Annotated in this window: 27 protein-coding genes and 1 pseudogene; 8 read left to right on the top strand and 20 right to left on the bottom strand. The window is 43.5% G+C overall.

Annotated features, from left to right (window positions below):
• Positions 1-26 precede the first annotated feature (26 nt).
• From D1155_RS05255 to D1155_RS05240, 4 genes are all read right to left on the bottom strand, one after another.
• A complete protein-coding gene (locus D1155_RS05255) occupies positions 27-2,414 on the bottom strand; it encodes a homocysteine S-methyltransferase family protein (protein ID WP_160201339.1) in 2,388 nt (795 codons plus the stop codon).
• Between the two features lie 21 nt (positions 2,415-2,435).
• Complete coding sequence (metF, locus tag D1155_RS05250) at positions 2,436-3,302, bottom strand: methylenetetrahydrofolate reductase [NAD(P)H] (protein WP_160201338.1); 867 nt, start codon at positions 3,300-3,302, stop codon at positions 2,436-2,438.
• An 86-nt stretch (positions 3,303-3,388) separates the two neighbouring features.
• Positions 3,389-3,880 (bottom strand): DNA-deoxyinosine glycosylase, encoded by a 492-nt coding sequence (locus D1155_RS05245; protein WP_160201337.1) that lies wholly within the window; start codon positions 3,878-3,880, stop codon positions 3,389-3,391.
• 31 nt (positions 3,881-3,911) lie between these two features.
• On the bottom strand, positions 3,912-4,757 hold the full coding sequence (locus D1155_RS05240; protein ID WP_160201336.1) for a glycoside hydrolase family 25 protein: 846 nt from the start codon (positions 4,755-4,757) through the stop codon (positions 3,912-3,914).
• A gap of 92 nt (positions 4,758-4,849) precedes the next feature.
• Here D1155_RS05240 and D1155_RS05235 point away from each other — a divergent pair, with 92 nt between their 5' ends.
• A complete protein-coding gene (locus tag D1155_RS05235; RefSeq protein WP_160201335.1) occupies positions 4,850-5,983 on the top strand; it encodes a M20 family metallopeptidase in 1,134 nt (377 codons plus the stop codon).
• A gap of 59 nt (positions 5,984-6,042) precedes the next feature.
• Here D1155_RS05235 and D1155_RS05230 read toward each other — a convergent pair whose 3' ends face one another.
• From D1155_RS05230 to D1155_RS05195, 8 genes are all read right to left on the bottom strand, one after another.
• A complete protein-coding gene (locus D1155_RS05230) occupies positions 6,043-6,648 on the bottom strand; it encodes a class I SAM-dependent methyltransferase (protein WP_160201334.1) in 606 nt (201 codons plus the stop codon).
• Positions 6,649-6,669: 21 nt separating this feature from the next.
• A complete protein-coding gene (locus D1155_RS05225; protein WP_160201333.1) occupies positions 6,670-7,845 on the bottom strand; it encodes an MBL fold metallo-hydrolase in 1,176 nt (391 codons plus the stop codon).
• A gap of 196 nt (positions 7,846-8,041) precedes the next feature.
• A complete protein-coding gene (locus D1155_RS05220; RefSeq protein ID WP_160201332.1) occupies positions 8,042-8,473 on the bottom strand; it encodes a DUF4854 domain-containing protein in 432 nt (143 codons plus the stop codon).
• A gap of 182 nt (positions 8,474-8,655) precedes the next feature.
• Entirely contained in the window at positions 8,656-9,246 is a 591-nt protein-coding gene (locus tag D1155_RS05215) for a 4Fe-4S binding protein (RefSeq protein WP_160201331.1), read from the bottom strand.
• Positions 9,243-9,449: a 4Fe-4S binding protein gene (locus tag D1155_RS05210; RefSeq protein WP_160201330.1), complete on the bottom strand. Its 207-nt coding sequence runs from the start codon at positions 9,447-9,449 to the stop codon at positions 9,243-9,245. Before D1155_RS05210 ends, D1155_RS05215 begins: the two co-directional genes overlap by 4 nt.
• Positions 9,450-9,541: 92 nt before the next feature.
• Positions 9,542-10,210, bottom strand: a complete 669-nt coding sequence (locus D1155_RS05205) for a Crp/Fnr family transcriptional regulator (protein ID WP_243151024.1) — start codon at positions 10,208-10,210, stop codon at positions 9,542-9,544.
• Positions 10,211-10,240: 30 nt separating this feature from the next.
• Positions 10,241-10,468, bottom strand: a complete 228-nt coding sequence (locus D1155_RS05200) for a transposase (protein ID WP_160201328.1) — start codon at positions 10,466-10,468, stop codon at positions 10,241-10,243.
• A 236-nt stretch (positions 10,469-10,704) separates the two neighbouring features.
• Complete coding sequence (locus D1155_RS05195) at positions 10,705-11,031, bottom strand: hypothetical protein (RefSeq protein WP_160201327.1); 327 nt, start codon at positions 11,029-11,031, stop codon at positions 10,705-10,707.
• A gap of 477 nt (positions 11,032-11,508) precedes the next feature.
• On the opposite strand from D1155_RS05195, the gene D1155_RS05190 reads away from it, so the two are divergent.
• From D1155_RS05190 to D1155_RS05175, 4 genes are all read left to right on the top strand, one after another.
• The gene (locus D1155_RS05190; protein ID WP_160201326.1) at positions 11,509-11,811 is read left to right on the top strand and encodes a type II toxin-antitoxin system RelB/DinJ family antitoxin; all 303 of its coding nucleotides are present in this window, start codon (positions 11,509-11,511) and stop codon (positions 11,809-11,811) included.
• The gene (locus D1155_RS05185) at positions 11,808-12,140 is read left to right on the top strand and encodes a type II toxin-antitoxin system RelE/ParE family toxin (protein ID WP_160201325.1); all 333 of its coding nucleotides are present in this window, start codon (positions 11,808-11,810) and stop codon (positions 12,138-12,140) included. The genes D1155_RS05190 and D1155_RS05185 overlap by 4 nt, the downstream gene beginning before the upstream one ends.
• A 333-nt stretch (positions 12,141-12,473) precedes the next feature.
• Positions 12,474-12,749 carry a hypothetical protein gene (locus tag D1155_RS15770; RefSeq protein WP_243151178.1) on the top strand — a complete coding sequence of 92 codons (276 nt, stop codon included), beginning with the start codon at positions 12,474-12,476 and terminating at the stop codon, positions 12,747-12,749.
• Between the two features lie 136 nt (positions 12,750-12,885).
• The gene (locus D1155_RS05175; protein WP_243151022.1) at positions 12,886-13,164 is read left to right on the top strand and encodes an integrase core domain-containing protein; all 279 of its coding nucleotides are present in this window, start codon (positions 12,886-12,888) and stop codon (positions 13,162-13,164) included.
• A gap of 66 nt (positions 13,165-13,230) precedes the next feature.
• On the opposite strand, the pseudogene rhuM reads toward D1155_RS05175, so the two are convergent.
• The 3 genes and pseudogenes from rhuM to tgt all read right to left on the bottom strand — a co-directional run.
• A pseudogene (gene rhuM / locus D1155_RS05170) lies at positions 13,231-13,937 on the bottom strand (RhuM family protein); the annotation flags it as partial.
• Positions 13,938-13,947: 10 nt separating this feature from the next.
• Positions 13,948-15,135 (bottom strand): 23S rRNA (uracil(1939)-C(5))-methyltransferase RlmD, encoded by a 1,188-nt coding sequence (rlmD, locus tag D1155_RS05165; RefSeq protein WP_160201324.1) that lies wholly within the window; start codon positions 15,133-15,135, stop codon positions 13,948-13,950.
• Positions 15,122-16,243 carry a tRNA guanosine(34) transglycosylase Tgt gene (gene tgt, locus D1155_RS05160; protein ID WP_160201323.1) on the bottom strand — a complete coding sequence of 374 codons (1,122 nt, stop codon included), beginning with the start codon at positions 16,241-16,243 and terminating at the stop codon, positions 15,122-15,124. The genes rlmD and tgt overlap by 14 nt, the downstream gene beginning before the upstream one ends.
• 140 nt (positions 16,244-16,383) lie before the next feature.
• On the opposite strand from tgt, the gene D1155_RS05155 reads away from it, so the two are divergent.
• Positions 16,384-16,896 (top strand): ferritin, encoded by a 513-nt coding sequence (locus tag D1155_RS05155; protein WP_160201322.1) that lies wholly within the window; start codon positions 16,384-16,386, stop codon positions 16,894-16,896.
• Positions 16,897-16,962: 66 nt separating this feature from the next.
• On the opposite strand, the gene queA is transcribed toward D1155_RS05155, so the two are convergent.
• Genes queA through ruvC form a run of 4 tightly spaced genes read right to left on the bottom strand, consistent with a single transcriptional unit; the run spans position 16,963 to position 20,245 of the window.
• Positions 16,963-18,006, bottom strand: a complete 1,044-nt coding sequence (gene queA / locus D1155_RS05150) for a tRNA preQ1(34) S-adenosylmethionine ribosyltransferase-isomerase QueA (RefSeq protein WP_160201321.1) — start codon at positions 18,004-18,006, stop codon at positions 16,963-16,965.
• 16 nt (positions 18,007-18,022) lie between these two features.
• A complete protein-coding gene (gene ruvB / locus D1155_RS05145) occupies positions 18,023-19,093 on the bottom strand; it encodes a Holliday junction branch migration DNA helicase RuvB (RefSeq protein WP_160201453.1) in 1,071 nt (356 codons plus the stop codon).
• 42 nt (positions 19,094-19,135) lie between these two features.
• Complete coding sequence (gene ruvA / locus D1155_RS05140; protein ID WP_160201320.1) at positions 19,136-19,732, bottom strand: Holliday junction branch migration protein RuvA; 597 nt, start codon at positions 19,730-19,732, stop codon at positions 19,136-19,138.
• A 9-nt stretch (positions 19,733-19,741) separates the two neighbouring features.
• The gene (gene ruvC, locus D1155_RS05135; RefSeq protein WP_160201319.1) at positions 19,742-20,245 is read right to left on the bottom strand and encodes a crossover junction endodeoxyribonuclease RuvC; all 504 of its coding nucleotides are present in this window, start codon (positions 20,243-20,245) and stop codon (positions 19,742-19,744) included.
• A 168-nt stretch (positions 20,246-20,413) separates the two neighbouring features.
• Here ruvC and D1155_RS05130 point away from each other — a divergent pair, with 168 nt between their 5' ends.
• Complete coding sequence (locus D1155_RS05130) at positions 20,414-20,881, top strand: arginine repressor (RefSeq protein WP_160201318.1); 468 nt, start codon at positions 20,414-20,416, stop codon at positions 20,879-20,881.
• Positions 20,878-22,506, top strand: a complete 1,629-nt coding sequence (gene recN, locus D1155_RS05125; protein WP_160201317.1) for a DNA repair protein RecN — start codon at positions 20,878-20,880, stop codon at positions 22,504-22,506. The genes D1155_RS05130 and recN overlap by 4 nt, the downstream gene beginning before the upstream one ends.
• A gap of 68 nt (positions 22,507-22,574) precedes the next feature.
• Here recN and D1155_RS05120 read toward each other — a convergent pair.
• A partial coding sequence (locus tag D1155_RS05120; protein WP_160201316.1) for a proline racemase family protein occupies positions 22,575-22,816 on the bottom strand: 242 nt, incomplete at its 5' end.

Raw genomic sequence — 22,816 nt, 5'->3', positions numbered from 1 at the left:
TAATCCGACATGTATGTCCTTTATATTTAAAAAACGCCTTTCGCCACATTGGCAGAATCAGTTGCGTCTTTTACATAGTAGTCTGCGCCAATTTCCAAAGCGTAATCTTTTGTTAAAACAGCGCCTCCAACCATAATCTTACAGTCCGGTGTAGTCTCCTTTATCAGGCGAATACTTTCTTTCATGGAAGGAAGTGTCGTGGTCATCAGTGCTGACAGCCCAACTAGCTTAATTCCTTTGTCTGCTACGGTCTTTGCAATCAGCTTGGGATCTACATCCTTACCAAGATCGATAATATCATAACCATAATTTTCCAAAATAACCTTGACAATATTTTTTCCGATATCATGAATATCGCCCTGCACCGTCGCAATAACAATAGCTCCCTTGGACATCTGCTGTGTTCCGCTGCTTACAATTCGCTCTTTGATTACCTCAAAAGCGCTCTGCGCAGTCGAAGCGCACAGCATGAGCTGCGGAATAAAGATTCTGCCTGTTTCAAATTCCTTTCCTGCCCTGTCCAAAATTGGAATCAGAGTATTATTGATAATATCTATAGGTTCTCTTGTCCTCAGTTCTTCCAAAATGAGCTGCTTACAATTCGCTGCAAGACCATTATTAATCGCATATTCGATTCCGCTGACTTCTTCAGCGGCTTTGGACTGTTTTGCTGCAGGTGCAGCAGTTGGTGCCGCCGTTCCAATTTCTTCACTATACTTAGCGATATAGTCCTTTGCGCCTTTGTCCACGTTCATAATCAGCTTATGGACCGCCACAGCCCTCATCATATCCGGAGCACCCGGATTCATAATTGGAAGGTCAAGACCAGCGGTCAGCGCCATCTGCAGGAAGTTATGGTTAATCAGGGCACGATTCGGCAGTCCAAAGGAAATATTAGAAACGCCCAGAACAGTTTTCAATCCCATGGTTTCTTTGATATATCTGATTGCAGTAAGCGTATTTGCAGCGTTTTCCTGCTCTGCAGAAACGGTCAGGGTCAGACAGTCTATATAAATATCTCTTTTCGGAATACCCAGCGCCAAAGCCCTGTCCAAAATTCTCTGCGCAATTTCAATACGCTTTTCACAAGTCTTTGGAATTCCATCCTCGTCTAAAGTCAATCCCACTACAGCAGCGCCATATTTCTTTACAAGAGGAAGAATCTGTGCCATGGACTTTTCTTCGCCGTTGACAGAATTTACAATCGCCTTGCCACTATAGACTCTTAAAGCCGCTTCAATGACTGCAGGATTTCCTGAGTCAATCTGCAGCGGCGCATCAGTGATACCCTGCAGAGCTTTCACAATGTTTACAATAACCTTTTTCTCGTCTATTCCAGGTACGCCAGCATTGACATCAAGAATTTCTGCGCCATCACGAATCTGGTCAGCTGCCTGCGACAGCACATAGTCCATATCCCCTGCTTTCAGTGCTTCTTTCAGCTTCTTTTTGCCGGTCGGATTGATTCTCTCTCCGATGACTCTCGGCTGATTGATGATGACAGTCTTTTCCGGGGTGCAGACTGCCGGTGGTATATCCGGATCCTGCAGGCAGTATTTCCTATCCGCCAAAGCAGTGTTCAAAGCTTTGATAAAGTCCGGCGTCGTGCCGCAGCATCCGCCGACCAGCTTTACGCCGTACGGAATCAGCGCCGCAGTAGATAAAGCAAATTCCTCTGCTGACACGTGATAGGCACCAGTTGCTGGATCAGGAAGTCCCGCATTTGCCTTTGAAACAATCGGAAGAGTCGTCCACTTAGAAAGCTCCTCAATCAGCGGCCTAAACTCATCCGGTCCAAGGGAGCAGTTCATACCGATTGCATCCGCGCCAAGCCCCTCCAAAGTCATTGCCATCGCCCGCACTTCCGTTCCCGTAAAAGTTCTCTGATTGGCTTCAAAAGTCATAGTACAGATGACAGGAAGGTCCGTGTTTTCTTTCGCTGCAAGAAGTGCGGCCTTTGCCTCGTAAAGGTCGGTCATTGTTTCTATGATAATTAAATCCGTGCCGACGCCTGCCAGAATCTGCCGCTTGAACATATCGTATGCTTCCTCAAAGGACAGGTTTCCGTTAGGCTCCAGCATTCTGCCGATTGGTCCGATATCCAGCGCAACCTTTGCGCCAGTTCCTGCTGCCGCTGCTTTCGCATTCTTGACAGCCTCCGCCATCAGTTCCTCCACAGAATAGCCACAGCCAGCAATTTTATGCTCGCTGATGCCAAAGGTACAGGTACAGATCACGTCAGATCCCGCCTCAATATACGAACGCTGAATCTTTTGAATCAGCTCAGGATGCGTGAAATTCAAAACCTCCGGCACCTTGCCAATTTCAATCCCCTGCTGCTGCAGAAGTGTTCCGGTTCCCCCATCTAAAAATATAAATTCTTTTCCTTCAAATAACTGTAGTAATTTATTCAATGATTTGCCTCTCTTCTCTCGTTAAAACAAAGATTTTACGCTTTCGCTAATTCGCTTTGCAACGTACGGATTGTTCATGGTGTAAAGATGTACACCGTCCACACCCTGAGACACCAAATCTACAATCTGATTTACAGCATAAGCAATGCCCGCATCTCTCATAGCCTCAGGCTTATTTTCATATCTGGACATCATCTTAGTGAATTTTCTCGGCAAGCTGGCACCGCATAAAGATACCATTCTTTCAATCTGCTTTTTATTGGTGACCGGCATAATTCCCGCTTCAATCGGTACATTAATCCCAGCGATTCTTGCCTTGTCCACAAAATCGTAAAACACCTCATTGTCAAAGAACAGTTGAGAAATCAAATGCTGCGCACCAGCATCAACTTTCTTCTTTAAATTAAGAATATCCTCTACCTGATTTCTGCTGTCCAAATGTCCCTCCGGATAGCATGCGCCGGAAATGCCAAAATCATAATCCTTGGTTTCCTTAATAAAGGTAATTAATTCGCTGGCATGCTTAAATTCCTTTTTAGGCGGCACATCCGGCACTAAATCACCGCGAAGCGCCAAAATGTTTTCTACGCCGTTGTCTGCCAATCTGCGGAGAACTTCAGATACCTCTTCTTTGGTAGAGTTTACGCAGGTCAGATGTGCTGCCGACTCAATACCGTACTTCTGCTTAATTGCTGAGGCAATTTCGCAGGTAGAATTATCCGCAAGGCTTCCGCTTGCACCGTATGTAACACTGATGAAGTCCGGTTTAATTTCTTGCAGTTCATCTAAGGTCTGATAAATGGTTTCTATTGGATTATTTCTCTTTGGAGGGAAAACCTCAAAAGAGAAGATTGTCTTTTCCTGATTAAATAATTCTGCTAATTTCACATCTTTACCTTCCTATTCGTATATTTTTACTCTTTATTGTATACCCACAAACTATATTTTTCAATACTTTTAAAACAGAATCGGTTTTAAAACTGAATCTGCTTCCATTCATTTACTAAATCTATCAGTGAAAATCTTGCATTGGCTGGACTGGTTGATGGAAGCTGCACAGCTGCAACACCTGTTTTTTCTGCGAGAAACCTGTCATAAAGCTTCTTTGCCAGTCCACCGTTTGCATAAACTTTCGTTATTCCTGTTTCTTGTAATAGACTTGCCACATCAGCAGCTGTCACATTTTTGATAGAACTGTCAGAAGATCCGATGATATCGCAGCTCTCTACCACATCCCAAATCGCCACTCTGTTTCTAAGAAGCAGTCCCTTCTTTTCATCAATTGTCTGAGGAACCGGTTCCTCAAAAATTTCTGCAAGAACTTTCCAAAAACGGTTCTGTGGGTGTCCGTAGTAGAAGCAGGATTCTCTGGATTTTACAGAGGGCAGCGTGCCTAAAATCAGCACCGTGGAGTCTTTATCGTATACTGGTGCAAAAGTCTGCACCACATGTTCATAATCTGCCATAAAGTCAGTTCCTTTCTTCTATTTTCTCTATTTATTTTTTCTTAAACATCAGGTTCAAATCTACTTTTCCTTTAATGCCTTTCACTTTGCCGCTGTCTGTATACTGCCAAAATTTGAATTTGCCGGCATAATCCGTCTCATCGGTGTAGTGAGCCAGCCAAATGTCATAACGGGTCAGATAGCGCAAATCCAGATTTTCCAAAAGCCATGTTGGATTCCCATAAATCATCGGCGTATAGCCGTTTCTCTCAATAATCTGGCAAAATGCGTCGGCAATTTCAGTTTTATCCAGCACGCTTAAATCGTCGATTCTATGGGCGCCGGAAATTGGCTCCATATCAAAGACCACCGGATAGGTCACGCCTCTTCCTCTGATGTGGCGAATCACATACTTGGCTTCCTCTACCGCTTCCTCTACGGTCACCGCCTGCGAAAAGAAATATACGCCCACGTGGATATCCGCCTTTTTCGCACCGGAAAGATTTTCTTTAAAGCGGCTGTCCAGCGTCAAATCTCCGCCTTCATAGCCTCTGTATCCCAATCTAATCATGGCAAAATCAATACCATCCGCCTTAACCTTTTTCCAATCGATTTTTTTCTGATAATAGGAAACATCTATACCCGCCACCGTTTTGAAGTTGTCGTCTTCATAGGAAAGTCTTCCCTTTTCTTTTGAGATACCGCTCAGTTGATAATCATGCTCCGGCATAGATCTTGGCAGTCCAAGTCCGTCGTAACTTCCAAGAACCACATAAAATATGGAAAATGTACACACAAACATAAAAACCGCTGCTGCCGCTATGATAAGTTTTGCGGTCTTTGAAAGGGTCGGCATATTTTTCTTTAATTTTTTTCCAACTTTCTTCTTTTTTTTCATAAATCTATTTTACCATAATTCTCCCATTTAGTAAAAGAACATTTGACTATATCCCACTTCTACATTATTATAAATAGGACGGAGGTATACCAATGATAGATTTCGACCAATTATCCCAAGAGATTATTACATACAGAAGAGACCTTCACCAGATTCCGGAGCTGGGGTTCTACGTTTATAAAACCAGTGCTTATGTAAAGAATATTTTGTCTGCCCTTTCCTGTCAAGTAGATGAGATTGTGAAGACCGGTCTTGTTGCATACTTTGATTTCGGACAGGAACAGACCATCGCATTCCGCGCAGACATGGACGCGCTTCCGATTCAGGAAGAGACCGGTGCCCCTTACACTTCTCTTCACGAGGGCTGTATGCATGCGTGCGGTCATGATGGACACATGGCAATCATGCTGGGTTTTGCAAAACTTTTAGACAGCTACATCAAAGAAGGTCGGAAAATGACCTGCAATGCGCTGCTGCTCTTCCAGCCTGCTGAAGAAACTATCGATGGCGCACTTCGCATTTGCGGCACTCATCTGTTTGACCATTACAATATAAAAGCTATTTTCGGTCTGCATCTTTGGCCTATGCTTTCCAAAGGCGAAATCGCTTCCCGCCCTGGTCCTATGATGGCAAAGTCCACTTCCGTAGAGGTGGAAATTGAAGGCGTCAGCGCCCACTGCGGCGAACCTGAAAAAGGTCGAGATGCCCTGGAGGCCGCCTGCAAATTTATCAGCGACATCTATATGTTCAAGTCTCTCTTCGTAAAGGAACGCTGTGTTCTGAAGTTTGGAAAAATGGAAAGCGGCACTGTTCGTAATGCAATTTCCCCTTACAGCCGACTAGACGGTACTATGCGAACCTTCACCGAGGAAACGTGGAACACATTGGTTAATGCCATGAAAAATCTCGGCGAAGAGTTGGAGCATCATTATGGTATCAAATTCAAGCTGGATGTCAGCAAAAGCCACCCTGCTGTAATCAACACAGAAGATTTGTACCAGCGGGCTAAACCTCTTTTGCTGAATTTAAACTACGTGGAACTTCGTAGACCTGTCATGATTGCAGAAGACTTTTCTTTCTTTGAACAGCAAATGCCAGGCATTTTCTTCTTCCTTGGAACTGGCAGCGGCATTCCGCTCCACAGCGACAACTATGATTTTGATGACACCGTCCTCATTGAGGGCGTCAAACTGTTTGATACATTAATCAAAGGTGCCGAGCGCTAATACGCTCGGCACCTTTTCAGTTCCACTCAAAGTTTCCTATTCTTATCTATTTTCCGCCATCATTTTTTTGTAATCCACAAAATCTCCGGCGGATTTTTCTTCTGGTTGGGAAAATCTACATGTGCCGTATGGAAACGAGACGTAGATAACTGCTCTGCAAATTTCAATAATGTGTCTTTTTCTCTAGCCCCTTCTTCATGTCCCGGGTACAGGACCAGCGTCACGATTCCGCCTGGCGCAACGATGGAAAGCGCCTGCTGCACCGCAATCAATGTATCTTCCGTTTTGGTGGTCATTTTCTTATCGCCGCCAGGCAAATAGCCCAAGTTAAAAACTATCGCTTTAGGTGCCAACGTAGCCGCCACATTCTGTTCATTTCTTTCCTTCCATGCACGCCAGTACGTTTCCAAATTCACAAAACTGCCGCAAATAAATTCTGTATTCTCAATCTGGTTTGCGGATAAAAGCCCCCGACTTGCATGAATGGCTTCTTCCTGCAAGTCTATGGCCAGAATTCTCCCGCTCATACCTGTCGCTTGTGCCAGCGTCAGTGTATCGTTCCCATTGCCGCAAGTAGCATCAATAGCAGTATCCCCCTCCCGAAGATAGGAACGAGTGATCGTCATAGCAACAGAAACAGTTTGTGTCAAAAGATTTTCATTCATAACTCCTCCAAAAGCTGTTTTCTACAGTATAGCATATTCCTCCCCGTCTGCAAGAAAAATCACTCTGTTTTGCATACTACCCAGCTTGATTTTTTCCGGCTGCTCTGTATGAATGGGAATTACTTTTTTCGGCGCCACATGCCGGACACAAGTCCAGATTGCTTCTTCTGAAGCATGACCAGATGTATGTAGTTTTACCGCATAACGAAAACCACCGAACATCTTTTCCAAGGTCTGCTTATGTTTTTTCAAGTATCCCTCCGACATTGAATAAATCATCAGCGATTTTTCATTGTGCCTTTCTATATACGGTTTTACCGCCTCCGCAAAGGATTTTTCGCCCCGCACCGCCATGCAGAAACCGCCTTCCTGCTGCACCTGCTGTGCCAACGCCTCCAAATACACTTTGCTGTTTTCAAACTGGTATTCCTTTGAGTTCGTTGTATCAAACTCCCGTACTGTTTCGAGAAGCTTCATCTGATAAGGGTCGCAAAAAAATGCGCCTTTGGAAAGAGACGCCTTGTGAAACACCGCCAGCCTGTCAAAATCGGTTGGACTGCACAAGACAAAAGTATAGGCAAACCGCTCCATCAGTACGCCTGCAGCTTCTCCCAATCTGCGTTCTTCTGTTGTAACAGGATTCTGATATGACAAATTCGTGCCCTCCGTAATCATCAGATCCACCGTTTCTGAAAGTGCTGCAAGCCTTTGTTCCATCTGCGCACCTTTGAGACCATGCAGCCTGTAATCTCCCGTGTGCAGCACGCTCTTTCCATCCGCCTCAATCAGCAGCATATAAGCGTCAAAAGCAGAATGATCAGCCAAAATCGGCGTGATTCGTATATCTCCGATTGTAAATGTTTTTCCCTCCTGATAGATATGCATCTTACTAATCCTGTCTGTCAGCGGGTTCTCCGCCTGTTCTTTCTCTAAAAAAAGTATTTCTTTTGCTGCCTGCCCGATATAGAGCGGAATATTCTTCGCAATGTATTCTAAAAGACCTACATGGTCGTTGTGATAATGTGTAAAAACAACTGCATCATAAGAATCGTCGATGGACAAATTTTCCGCCGGCATATTCCCCTTCGTATCTGGAAGTTGTTTTCCCATATCGATTAAAATTCTCGTCTGCCGTGTTGAAACCCCCACGATACAGCCGCCAATCTGATGGGTTCCCCGATAAATTTTTATGTTCAAGATGCACACCCCCTGCTTCATTGTAAGCGGAGAGGTAAAGGCTTATGTCTCTTTTCGGGAAAAAGGGTAAGAAAGTCGGCTACGCCGATTCTACTCAAAGGTAGACTTTCTTGATATTCCGGAAATATCAAAAATCGATATTTCCTACATAATAAGAAAAAGACTGCCGTAACAGGCAGTCTCTTCGTTCCGTTCTTTACTTTGCTTCAAAGGTTTCGTTGTAAATTTCACTGTCATCGCCGTTGAGGTAAAGCACCTGTACGGTGATACCGTCAATTTCGGTCTGTTCTTGACAGCTCTTTGCGATGTTTTCGAATACGGAGCCCATGGACTCCATCGCACCGTCAAAGTAAGACTTCATCTGTTCTACAGCATCTTCATCAAAGGTTTCATCATACTTGAAAGAATAGATAATGGTATTTTCTTTGATCTGTAAATCAACAGCCATGCCATCCTGCTTATAAGAAGCAACTGCATCGTCCATTGCCTTCTGTTCGTCTGGATGATCTGCCATATACTTTTCTAAAGTGTTTGGTTCATCACTGCCGCAGCCAGTCAGCACTGCTGTAACGCCCATAATCATCACTAGGGATAACAGCACTGCAAAAATTTTAGATGTTTTTTTCATTTTTCTTTCTCCTTTAACTAATATCAAAGTATTCTGCTTTCATTTCTCCATGTCTGACCACACAAAGAAACAAACGAAAGCATTTTTATTATACTACAAACATCGACAAGATTCAAGATTAATTGATTTGCTAAAAGCTGGCAATTCGCTTGTTGTAAATTCTGCCAGTACCAGAATTAGAATTACGTTGCCTTTTCTTCTTTGTTTCTGTTTTTCAGCTGACAGATACCCTGTGTCATCGTACCCATCGGGCAAAAGGTACACCAAGTTCTCGGTTTATAAAGTACCATGACGATCAGTCCCAGTAAAAGGGAGGTCAGCATCAGGCTGTAGAGTCCAAAGCTGTACTGAGCAATCCAGTCAGAAACTGTTCCCTGGGTATAGGTCCAGCCCCACGGCACCCGAAACGTCCAGAAAAGTTTAATAGTTTCTTTCAGCGAACCTGCACCGGCAGCCACCAGATAGGTCTGAAACAGCATATTGCCAAACATAGTCATAAAAAACGTCAAAAATCCGTAGCGAAACCATTTAGAATACATCCAATTGGGCGTCGGTCTGTTGCGGGAACAATGGCATCCTGCACCTAATTTCTGATATAATTGTCCCCTGCCGCAATACCGGTTGCAGAACCCTTTGGTACCGCCAAAAATGGCAAAGCCTAGCGGCAGCAGAAAATCAATCATGCCCAGCCACGCGAACAAGATATTAAAAAATCCAAGTGAAAAATAAACGATGGACCAAATCCACAGCCATGTGTACCACGTTTTTTTCATTGCACCTCACCTCTTTCGATCACGGTAATACAGCCTGTCGGACAAACCTTCGCACATCTTCCGCAGCCAACGCAGGTTTCGCTGCCGCAGAACGCGTAACACCCTTTAACAATGGAAATCGCGCCTTTAGGACACTCCAGCATACAAGTACCGCAGGCGACGCACCTGCTGCTGTCCACCACAGCATATTTCTTAGATTTCATGGAAACTCCCCTCTCTTATTATCTTATCACCAGGATAGCAAAAATTCTGCTTTCGTTCCGTGATCAAAGTCACCGAAAAAATACGGAACCTGTCATCCCGCCAGGTTCCGCAGTTTTTTCATATCAAGAATCCGTATCCCTTTCCTGGATACTTCGACAACGCCATCCCCGGCAAACCGTTTCAGCATTCTTGAAACCACTTCTCTTGCCGTGCCCAGATGCCGCGCAATCTGTTCATGGGTCATAGTGATCAGCATTTGATCGTTAATTCCTGCATCTTCCAGCAGAAAGAGCGCCAGACGCTGATCCATACTCATAAAGACAACCTGCTGCATAATCCACATCACGTCTGAAAATCTGCCGACTGCTGTTTCCAGCGCATAAATCTTTGCTGCCGGCACCCTGGCGCTGATTTCACCAAATGCGGATGCTGCAATCATATAGCAGTCACTGGGAACCTCCGCCTCCACAAACACGTCAAAAGTAATGCTTTCCAGCACGCAGGAAGCTGAAAGCATACAGATTTCCCCGGGAAGCAGCCTGTACAGCGTAATCTCTTTTCCTTCCTCTGAGAGCATATATAAGCGGAGCCGCCCGCTTTTTACAATAAACAGACCTGTGCATCCGCTGTTGTCATGAACCATCTGGGCTTTCTCAAACCGTACAAGGGAGGACTGCTGGCAGAGAAACGCGCGGTCTGCTGCTGTCAGCTCCTCCCAAAATGGAAAGTAGGATTGATATGCTGTTTCAAACTCGTTCAAAATCATTTACCTCCAGAATTTTTTATCATACTATCCCAGGTAATCATTGTCAATGTTTCTTTTTTTAGGATTGATCGCTTTTCCATACATCTGGCTTAACTGCTTTGCAATACGTCTTGCTCCTGCTGACATACGACTTGCAAGAAATAGTTCCAATACATCATGATAAATCATCTGATTTTCTTGTTCACAGGTTGAGGCTTCTCGTCCCAGCCAATCATAGTATCCGCTTTTTGAAACCTGTAGTACTTCAGCCATCTTCTTAACACTGAATGCATCTTTGTGTTCTTGAAAATCAGAACTCTGTCAATCCTGTTAATATCAAAGGGTAAAATGATGAAAAATCACTGTCCTGACGCATATTTGTTGACAAAAATACAAAAAAATAAGTTTTTTGTCAATGTTACAGTTCTCACAATCTTCCGCGCGTTTACCCTGAACAATTCCCAAAGTTTACTCGCGTTTATTTGTTATTTTATCGCAAATATATCTGCCTACTTTCCTTTTGGCTTTTTGATTGTGCCTTGCAGCACTTCTGCACCCCTAAAATATGCGTAAATCCCATCTATTTTTCTCCCAGAATAGAAATTCTTATCGTTTACCCTCATAAGCGAGTAGGTAGCATCAAATCCGTTATCCTTCAGTTGCTCCATAAAGATAATATCCTTTACAAAAGAATACATCTGTTCCGGGTATTGCCCATTCATCGGATATTTAAGTTCAATCGCATATTTTTCTGTTTCATTATAAACTGCAATGTCTATTTCATGTTTAATAGTTCCTGCTATCCCAAAGAACTTTGTATTGCGTTCAAATTGCACCCTATAATCCTGTAGCTGTTTTCTTAAAGAAATCCCAATTCATGCTGAAGACTAGATTCATTATATATCTCAATCTGGTCATCTTCAACCATACTGATAAATTCATATAGTAATTTTTTAATCATATCCCCTTTTCCATCTTATACACCAAAGAATACAATCATCTATGCTTTTATATTTGTATTGTACCAACAACATTATTATATTTCCAAAATTGAATACTTTCAATAACATTCTTCAAAATTTCACAAGATTCACCTTTCGTCTATCTGCTGCAATTGCAGCAGATGTTAAAGATTCTATTAATACCCTCTCTTGTTATAATAGTGCTGACAAATGCGCATTTCCAACTCACTCGCATCGTCGCTATTTTCCTTTTCATCCTCTTTATGCTTTGCAATATTGCTTGTATTGCTTGCATTTACTTGTATTTTTCTGCAATCATTGATATAATATAGACAAAGGAGTGTGATCACTATGGCAAGCACAACAGCTGTCTATGCCCGCATTGATACTGATTTAAAAGAAAACGCTGAAAATATTCTTCGGCAGTTAGGAATTTCTCCTTCCAGCGCGATTCAAATGCTTTACAGCCAAATTGTTCTCACAAGAGGAATGCCTTTGAATTTACAGTTACCATCCAGAAAACCAACTTCTATTGACGGTATGAGTCGTGCGGAACTCGACCTTGAACTTATGAAAGGCATCGAATCCTTAAAGTCCGGCAGCCTTACCGCTGATGAAGTGGATGCCGAACTGATGAAAGAGTTTGGTATATGAGCGAGCAGTACAAAGTCCTCTACTCTCCACAAGCAGCAGATGACTTAAAAGATATTTATTCTTATATTGCATTTGAACTTTTAGTTCCAGATACTGCAAAAAATCAAGTGAACCGTATCCGAAAGCAAATCCGTTCACTTGATTTTATGCCCGCCAGATTTCCCATTGTTGACTGGGAACCCTGGAAAAGCATGAAAATGCATAAAATACCCATAGATAACTTTATAGTTTTTTACCTCATTGATTCCGATCATCTTTGCGTCACAATTATCCGTATTGTCTATGGCGGAAGAGATATCGAATTTATTGCACAGTCAGATAAAATATGAGTTTAAAGAATAGTAATTTTTTGATTCATAATAAATGTTGAATAGAATTTCAAGAAACTTTATCATTGACCAGAAACAAGCTGAAGTTATAAAAAAATCTGCCATAAATATTGAAGTTTACAGCATGGATAAATAGATGCATGACTTGAAACAGATGGTATTCTCACCGGTGCCGGTGGAAAAAAATGACATACAAGCACCATCAATAAGATTCCCGAAATGAAAAACACATCGGTAATGTCTTACTTCAAAAAACCTGTACCACAGACTTTCTTAACAAAATCGGAGCTAAGAATAACGGTTCTGTTCAGCAATACTATGTAGAAGACAATCATGAAGCTATTATTCCGAAAGAAATCTTTATGTGAGTTCAAGGAGAATTGGTGCGCAGACAAATTGTTAAGACCAGCACCAACGGGAAGAAACACAGCTACAGCTGTAACCAACGCTTCTCACAAATTATCATTTGCGGAGACTGCGGTGAGATGTTCAGAAGAATCCACTGGACTGAAATGCCACGCCCGAACCATCAACAAGCTGATTCTTGAGGACGCCGTCGTCAAAGCCGTCAATCAAATGCTTGGTGATAAAAACAACTATCAAACGTAACGGCAACTCAACATTGCCACAGTTATCTGCGCTTCTCAGGCAACTGCCATAGACAGTATTAACGAGAAACTGACGACCTTGCAGCAAGAACTCATTCAAAAGACCAATAGCAAAGAGAATCTGGATGAAATAGCAGATGAGATTTTCAGAATCCGAGAACTCCACCAAACGATTTGTCAGCAAAAGAGCAGATAATCTTAGCCAATTCGAGAAGAAACTCAAAGGGCTGGGTATCGAGCATAAGCTGATTAAACCTTTTACCCCAAGACATAATGGAAAGGTAGAACCCTCACATAGAAAAGACAACGAATACTTCTATGCAACCCATACGTTCTACTCCTTTGCAGACTTTGCCGCCCAGCTAAAAGTCCATAACCGAAAGTACAACAACTTTCCTATGCGTCCACTAAAGTGAATTTCTCCTAAGGACACTTTATTTAATTTTTTGCATGACGGTGTAACATATGGTTGACAAACCTTCATCCGGTGCTACTGCCCATGTAGTTAATCCCTTGTGTGGCTTATCTGCATCTGCACGCTCGTAAATCAACTCTGCTGCTGTATGTCCATGCACCGCATAATGCATTTTATTCTGCACCTTTGCAAAGAACTGTTTGGTTGTTTTCGCAGTTCGGCCATAGTCAAGTGCCGTTGCATAGATGTCCGTTATCTTTTGATAAAATCTTCGCTCCGACAAACGGATTTCCCGAATCTGCTCCAGCAGACGGTCGAAGTATTCTACTGTAAGCGCAGAGCCACCATTTTTCAGACGTTCATCATCCTGACCCAGCCTTTGATAGTGTAGTCCTTTGCAATCTGATTTACCCATTTACGAAACTGAACTGCACGCTCAGAATTGACCTTAAAACCTACTGCAATAATCATTTGAAGATTGTAATGCTTCGTATCACGAGTAACCTGACGGGAACCTTCGGTTTGAACTATCCGGAAATTCCGGATAGTTGCATCTTCCTCAAGTTCAGAATTGGAATATATCTTTTTAATGTGCTCATTGATTGTACGAACATCCACATCATACAATGTAGCCATCATTTTCTGCGTCAACCATATATTCTCATCCTTATAGCGCATTTCAATACTGTCTTGTTGTCCACCAACAGAGGCAACATAAGTTAAGTATTCCGCTGCGCTAGAACGGATGGCTATTTCATCTTTTTTCTTTTTCACAAATGTTTCCTCATTTTTTCCGCTCCAGCATCACAATACACTCCGTATGTTTCGTCCAAGGGAAATTGTCAAAGGGCTTCGCATACTTCACCACATACCCGTTATAAACAAACTGCTGCAGATTCAGCGCCAGGCTCTTTGGGTTGCAGCTGATATAGACAATCTGCGGCACGCCGTAACCGATAATCTTTTCCACAGCGTCCATGGACATTCCCACCCGCGGCGGGTCAACCACGATGACCTCCGGCTTTTCGTTGATACTGCTGAGCACCTTGAACACGTCGCCGGCAATAAACTTGCAATTGGAAAGTGCATTGAGCTCTGCGTTTACTTTGGCTGCCTCCACGGCTTCCTCCACCAGTTCCACGCCGGTGACTTCTTTGGCTTTCAGCGCAAGCACCTGGCTGATGGTGCCGGTACCGCAGTACAGGTCAAAGGCTTTCTTTCCCGAAAAGTCGTCAATCAAAGCCAGGGCTTCACTGTACAGCCGTTCCACCGCCTCCACATTGGTCTGGAAAAACGAAAAAGCGCTGACCTTAAACTTTAGACCCAGAATTTCTTCCATATAGTAATCCCTGCCCCACAGAACTTTCAGCTCCTCGCAGGTCACTTTGTCCGCAATGTTGTCGTTTAGGGTGCGCAGAATGCCGACAATCTGATTTTGTAGCGACAGTCCTTGCAGCCCCTTTACATAATCTTCCTCATCAAAGCTCGCTTCCCTGCTCGTCACCAAATTGATCAAAAGCTCTCCAGTGCGAATACCCTTACGGATAACCAAATTCCGCAAAAGACCCTTGTGGGATTTTTTGTTATAATGCGAATAACCATGTTTCTCCGCAAATTCCAGATGGAAGCGCAGCACTTTGTTAAAGTCTTCGTCCACAAGCTGGCATTGATCCACGGTGATGATAGACATGAAATTCTTTTTCTTGTGCATCCCCAGGCAAATCGGACCATCCTTGACAAAATCCCCAAAGGTGTACTCCATCTTGTTTCTGTATCTATATTTGTGTGCCGCCGGGCAGCCCTCGATGGGATCGAACACCTCCGGCTTAATGCCCCTGTCCGAAAAAAACTGACGAACTTCCCCTTCCTTCAAAGCCAGCTGCTCCTCATACGTCATACCCTGATAGACACAACCGCCGCAAAATTCGTCGTGGACACAAACAGCCAGACAATCCTTGTTAAAATCTTCCATATTTATCGTAAAACTCCTTCTTGTATTCTAAGAATCTATCCTCTTCGATAGCAGTCCGAATATTTTCCATCATCTTCAAGAGAAAGTGGATATTGTGATTAGACAGCAGCATAGCAGAAAGCATCTCATCCGCCTTAAACAAATGACGCAGATACGCCTTAGAGTAATTTCTGCAGGTATAGCAATCACACTCTGCATCCAGCGGTGTAAAATCACGCTCATATTTGGCATTTTTGATGTTAACTCTCCCGTGGCTGGTCATGCAAAGACCATGACGGGCAATTCTGGTCGGAAGAACACAGTCGAACATGTCAATCCCCCGCTCTACTCCTTCGAAGAGGTAGTCCGGCGTTCCTACACCCATCAGATAGCGAGCTTTCTCCTGCGGCAAATAATCCACACAGTCATCCAGCACATCCAACATCAATTCCTTCGGTTCCCCCACGGAAAGTCCGCCGATGGCATAACCCGGCAAATCCAGCTCAACAATTTCTTCTGCGCTCTGTTTTCGGAGATCTTTGTACATGCCGCCCTGCATAATGCCAAACAAAGACTGTCTTTCAATATCCTTATGGGCATCTTTGCAGCGTTTCAGCCATCTGGTGGTTCTTTCCAGAGAGTTTTTTACATAGTTCCTGTCCGCGGGATAAGGCGCGCATTCATCAAATGCCATCATAATGTCTGAACCCAGCGCGTTCTGAATTTCTACTGCCTTTTCCGGTGTCAGCATATGGCGGGATCCATCAATATGACTCTGAAATTTCACACCCTCCTCGGTAATTTTCCGAAGCTTGCCTAGGGAAAATACCTGAAAACCGCCGCTGTCAGTGAGAATCGCTCTGTCCCAGTTCATAAACTTGTGCAGACCTCCCGCTTCTTTGACGATATCATGTCCCGGTCTTAGATAGAGGTGGTAAGTATTAGACAGTATGATGTTAGCCCCCATATCTGCCACCTGTTCCGGACGCATTGCTTTAACCGTTGCCTGGGTGCCAACCGGCATAAAAACAGGAGTCTGTATGTCTCCATGAGGCGTATGTACAATCCCTCTTCGAGCCTTAGTTCTCGAGTCAGACTTTAATAATTCATAAGTAACTGCATGTTTCATATTGATATAATTCCTTTCTTTACGTTGCAGTAATTCTTTACTATTATACACTACTTTCTTCTTTTTCCATAGCTTGAATTTTTTATTTTTTAGTGATATGATAATTGCAGAATAAATGCAATTGAAGGGAGCTAATTATCATGATTAAAGAAAACGTAGCACAACTTTTAAACGACCAGATTAACAAGGAACTTTATTCAGCCTATTTGTATCTGGAATTCTCTAACTTTTATAACGATCAGGGCTTAAACGGCTTCGCCAACTGGTACATGATTCAGGCGCAGGAGGAACGCGATCACGCTATGCTGTTTATGCAGTACATGCAGAACAACGACTTGAAAGTTACTTTAGACGCTATCGCAAAGCCAGATGCGGAACTTAAAACCAACATGGATCCGCTGTCAGCAGGTCTTAAGCACGAAAAATACGTGACTGAGCTGATTCACACTATTTACGATGCAGCTTACGAAAATAAAGATTTCCGCACCATGCAGTTCCTTGACTGGTTTGTTAAAGAACAGGGTGAAGAAGAAACCAACGCAAACGACATGATTAAGAAAATGGAACTGTTCGGCAACGATCCTAAGAGCCTGTATCTTTTAGATCAGGAAATGGCAGCACGCACTTACAGCGCACCGTCCCTTACTTTATAAAGATAAAACCGCTTGCACTTAAAATGCGACTTATGCGCACTGCAAGCGGTTTCTTTGTCTTATTATTTATTCTATCAGCATTGCATCACCGTAGCTAAAAAAACGGTACTTCTCGGTTACAGCAATTTCGTATGCTTTTAAAATCTGATCTCGATTATACAGCGCTGAAATCAGCATAAGCAGCGTGGACTTCGGCAGATGAAAATTAGTAATCAATGCTTCAACCACTTTGAACTGGTAGCCTGGATAGATGAAAATACCTGTGCTTCCTGCCCCAGCCTTCACTAAAAACGTTCCGCTGATTTCATCCATATAAGCAGCGCTTTCCAAGGTTCTAGTAGAAGTTGTGCCTACAGATACAATTCGTCCCCCTGCTAGGATGGTATCATTAATCATCTGCGCAGTTTTTTCATCTACTTCATATTCCTCAAAGTGCATATGATGATCTTCTACATTCTCACACTTCACCGGTCTGAAAGTGCCGATTCCTACATGAAGGGTCACATAAGCCAGCCTAACACCCTTTGCTTCGGCTTTTTTAAGCAATTCTTCTGTAAAATGCAGACCAGCAGTTGGCGCAGCTACAGACCCCTCTTCCTTACAGTAAACTGTCTGATACATATCCCTGTCTTCTACTGTACTTTCCCGTTCGATGTATGGAGGCAGCGGCATTTTCCCCAGTTCTTCAAGCCGCTCCATAAAAATGCCCTCATAAAAAAACTCCACAATACGGGTGCCGTCTTCACCATAATCCAGAATTTTGGCACTGAAATTTTCTCCAAAAGAAACGCTGTCACCAGGCTTCAGCCGTTTCCCTGGCTTTACCATAGTCTCCCAGCGGTCACCGTCAAGGCGCTTAATCAGTAAAAATTCAATCTTTGCCCCAGTTCCCTCTTTTTCTCCAAAGAGTCTTGCAGGAAGAACTTTGGAGTTATTCATAACCAAACAATCCCCCGCCTGCAAATAATCTAGGATATCATAAAAACGTTTATGGTCTACCGACCCTTTTTCTCTATTTAATACCATAAGCCTGCAGACATCCCGCTGCTCAGAAGGTCTCTGCGCAATCAGTTCCTGCGGCAGGGTATAATCAAAATCATCTATTCTCATATTCTATCTGCTCCAATTAAAATAAAGTTTCCTGAGATTCTTCGCCTTCATCTTCATCTGCACTTTTAGCAGCATTCTCAGGTGTCTCGCCCGGATACTCCAGTCCCATGTGTTTATATCCCAGCTGAGATACCATTCTACCCTTCTGGGTACGGTACAAAAGTCCCGACTGAATCAGATAAGGCTCGTAAGCATCTTCTATGGTGACTCGTTCCTCACCGATGGATGCCGCAATAGTGTCAATGCCTACAGGACCACCATTAAAACGTTCGATGATAGCCGACAGAATTTCCCTATCCAGACGCTCTAAGCCTAACTTATCAACCCCCAGCGCCTGCAGCGCCATTTGGGTAATCTCTTCTGTAATCATGCCCTGTCCCCGCACCTGTGAGAAGTCCCTGATTCGTTTCAGTAAACGATTAGCTACACGAGGCGTGCCTCGTGAACATCTTGCCATCTCCAGCAACGAAGTCTCGTCTGTATCGACACCGAGAAGTCCCGCAGAACGTTTAATAATCTCTGCCAGCTCGTCGTTGGTGTAAAGTTCAAACTTACTGATGACACCAAATCTGTCGCGCAGCGGCGCCGATAAGCTCCCCGCTCTGGTTGTTGCTCCAATCAGCGTAAACTTTGCAATATCCAGTCTGATAGAACGAGCTGACGGCCCCTTTCCGATAATAATATCCAGCGCATAGTCCTCCATAGCGGAATAAAGCACTTCTTCTACCGATCGGTTCAATCTATGAATTTCGTCAATAAATAAAACATCGTTCTCATTGAGATTCGTTAAAATGGCTGCCAAATCTCCTGCCCGTTCAATAGCAGGTCCTGAGGTAATCTTAATATCCACTTCTAGTTCATTGGCAATAATCCCCGCCAGTGTTGTCTTTCCTAAACCTGGCGGACCATAAAACAGCACATGGTCGAGAGGTTCTCCTCTCAGTTTCGCTGCTTCAATAAAAATCTTTAAGTTTTCTTTTGCAGTCTTCTGTCCGATAAAATCATCCAAATGCTGCGGACGCAGGGTTGTCTCCTGCCGTTCTTCCATAAATCCCATGGCACCCGACTGGGTAATTCTCTCTTCCATCATCTAGCCTCAATCTATCCTTATCTATCTTAATTTTATCCTTTAAAACAAATACTTCAGCGCATGTTTGATATAATCCTCGCAGGTCAGATCATTTTCTTTCACCTTGCCGATCGCTTCCATCGCCTCATTCTTGCTGTATCCCAGTGCAACCAGAGCAGCAATAGCCTCACTTCTCTCGTCAGTAACAGGCACATACACATCTCCTGCAGCCATGGCTGCGTCGTCCTCAAAGGTTCCAACCTTATCCTTTAGTTCCAGAATCAAGCGTTCTGCAGTCTTCTTGCCCACACCATTTGCAGACGAAATCGCCTTGACATCACCAGAGGCAATAGCCCGCCTAAGTTCCGACGGCGGCAGTGCACTCATCAGCGCCATCCCTGCCTTTGCTCCCACGCCGTTTACCGTAATCAAAAGTTCAAAAAGCTCCAGACTCTCCTTATCGGAAAAGCCGTAAAGACTAACATCATCTTCCTTCACAATCATGGAAGTAAACACCTTCACCTGCTCTCCCTCTGTATGCTTATATAATACGGAGTTTGCTGGAATGCTCACCTCAAAACCAAGACCGCTGGCAGACTCTATGATAACTGAACTGTTCAGTCCCGGATGAAATATACCTTTTATAAATCTAATCATGGATTCTCCTTATCTCCCACTCAATTTAAAATTTCTAACTCTGTTGCCGGCTGCATGACCATGACAAATTGCCGCAGCCACCGCATCTGCCGTATCGTCGGGCTTCGGTACTTCCTTTAGGTTCAAAATCGCCTTAACCATAGCCTGTACTTGTTTCTTGTCTGCCCTTCCATAACCTACCAAAGCCTGCTTAATCTGCAGCGGCGTGTATTCATTAATCTCAAGACCTCCATTAACACAGGCAAGGACTGCAACGCCTCTGGCTTGTCCCACCATAATAGCTGTCTTAGCATTATTATTGAAAAAAAGTTCTTCTATCGATGCTACCTCTGGCTTGTATTCTGCTATGATTGCAGATAGTTGCGTATATAAATGCTGCAGACGCAGAGGCATTTCCATCTTAGCATCTGTGGTTACCGCGCCGTAATCCACAACAGAAAAATGATTGCCTTTCATATCTAAAACACCCCAGCCTAAAATCGCGTAACCAGGGTCGATCCCTAAAATTCTCATAGCCTTATTTCCTCGGTTGAATCAATCTATTTTATTCATTATAGCATAAGAACATACGTTTGTCTACAGCGTTCCCTTTAATTTCTTCAAATAATACGGCTTTCTTTTCCGAAAAAAATCTGTTATAATACGATTAGGAATAGGATTCGGAACAAAAAGGAGATTATTATGCGTTATTCAAGACAAAACAAGATTTTGGAGCTCATTGCAAATAACGAGATCGAAACTCAGGATAAACTGGCATCTATGTTGAAGGAAGAAGGTTTTGAAGTAACACAGGCTACGATATCTCGAGATATCAAGGAACTTCAGCTGATTAAAGTGCTTTCCGGCAGCGGCAAATACAAATATGCCGTCAGCGCACGCCAGGATGCGCCTATTTCCGATCGCTTTGTAAAAATTTTCAGAGAAACTATCACATCTTTTGCTTCAGCACAGAACTTAATTGTCATTAAGACGTTATCCGGCTGCGGACCTGCTGCTGGTGAAGCGGTTGACTGCATCGGGCTTCCTCATGTTGTCGGTTCTGTAGCTGGTGACAATACCCTGCTGATGGTCATCGACAAAGAAGAACACGTGGAAGAGATTCTCTCTATTTTCAACGATATGCTAATTATGAGGTCTAAAGGACAATGATCAATCACATCAGTATTCAAAATTTCGCAATTATAGAAAATACAGAAATCGATTTTGAAGAAGGACTGAATATCATTACAGGAGAAACCGGCAGCGGCAAATCCATTGTAATAGAAGCAATTAGCCTTGCTCTCGGGAGCAGGGCTGATTCTGCTTTTGTCCGTCATGGTGCGCAAAAAGCCGTTGTACAGCTTGCTGGCGAACTGTATGGAGAAGATATCGTCATCACCAGAGAAGTATCTGCTGCCGGCAAAAATCTATGCAAACTCAACGGACAGCTGGTCACTTTGGGAGAACTTTCCGAAACCTGCCGCCGTCTTGCTGATATCCACGGTCAGTACGATAACCAGTCCCTGCTCAACCCCGATAACCACATCAAGCTGGTAGACAGCTTCCATGGTGAACAAATCACTCCAATAAAAGAAGCCTATCAGGTCGCCTACGCTTCCTATCAAGACACAAAATCACGACTGACCAAGCTGCTTTCTGCAGAACAGGACAACCTGAAAAAACTGGATTTTTATCGTTTTGAACAGAGTGAAATCGAAAATGCCCATCTAACACCTGGCGAAGACGAAAGCCTATCAGAGAGAATTTCTATCCTGCAAAACAGTGAAAAAATCTTTGATGCCATTGAAACCGCTTACGGACTTCTCAGCGATGGCGACCGCGATGTGCTCTCTTCTATGGGTACCGGACTTCATGCACTGCAGAGTATCAGCGAATATTCCAAGGAAATTCAAACTTTGACAGAAGAGTTCGCAGACATCTATTATCGCCTGGAAGACCTTTCTTCCGAACTTCGCAGAATTCGTGATGACGTCACTTTCTCCCCTGAGGAGCTGGATGATTCTATCACAAGAATCTCCCAAATCGACGGTCTCAAGAAAAAATACGGCTCCACCATTGAGGAGATTTTAACATATTACGACACTATTTCTGAAGAACTAAATCAGATTGAGAATTTTGATGACGTAAAAGCGCAGCTTCAAGCCGAAGCAGATGCGGCATACAAGGCCCTGTCCGAAAAAGCTGCGCAGCTTACCGAGGTTCGTAAAGCCAGTGCAAAAGAACTGGAAAACGCTATCGAAAGTGAACTTCACGATTTGAATTTCGGCAGCGCCAAGCTTTCCATCAACTTCCAGTGTTCTGAAACCTTCGGTCCTGATGGAAACGATGATGTGGAATTCCTGATTTCTACAAACAAAGGCGAACCGCTGAAGCCTCTGGTAAAAATCGCATCCGGTGGTGAAATTTCAAGAATCATGCTGGCAATCAAAAATATTACCGGCACCTATGACAATATTCCAACTATGATTTTCGATGAAATCGACGCCGGTATCAGTGGAATTACCGCAAGTATCGTTGGACGCAAGCTTCACCAGATTGCAAAAAATCATCAAATTATCTGTATCACCCACCTGCCGCAGATTGCTGCAAGCGGAGATACGCACTATCGTATCTATAAAGAAGAAACCGACAGCAACACCTTTACTACTGTCGAAAAGCTCTCCGATACAGAGACCATCGATGAAATTGCAAGACTTTTGGGCGGTGAAAACATTACCGAAACCACCAGAAAAAGCGCAGTGGAGTTGATGGAACTGACTAAACAAAAAATCTAAGAATCTAAATCATATTTTAAAAAACGCGGCAGTCTCAAGATTTTTGAAACTGCCGCATTTTTGTATGATTATATTTCTACCTCATTACCTGTTTTCATTGAAAATCCCTGTTGCAGCGGATCATCCTCTTCCAGCAGAATACTTCCCTTCCCCATTAGGTAGGCCCTGCTGTGAATGGTCGGTATCACCTGCCCTCTTTCTGTCTCTTCGATGGTCACGATAAACGGTATACCGGAAATCCCCCGGTTTTCAAGTTTCTTCCCCTCATGCAGTCTCCCTTTTCCATGAAGTACCGCTGCCAGCGCTGAAG

Source organism: Anaerotruncus sp. 80 (genome assembly GCF_009936115.1).
GTDB classification, from domain to species: domain Bacteria; phylum Bacillota; class Clostridia; order Peptostreptococcales; family Anaerovoracaceae; genus Senimuribacter; species Senimuribacter intestinalis.
The sequence above is the reverse complement of the archived record's forward strand: the minus strand, read 5'-3'. Positions and strand labels throughout refer to the sequence as shown.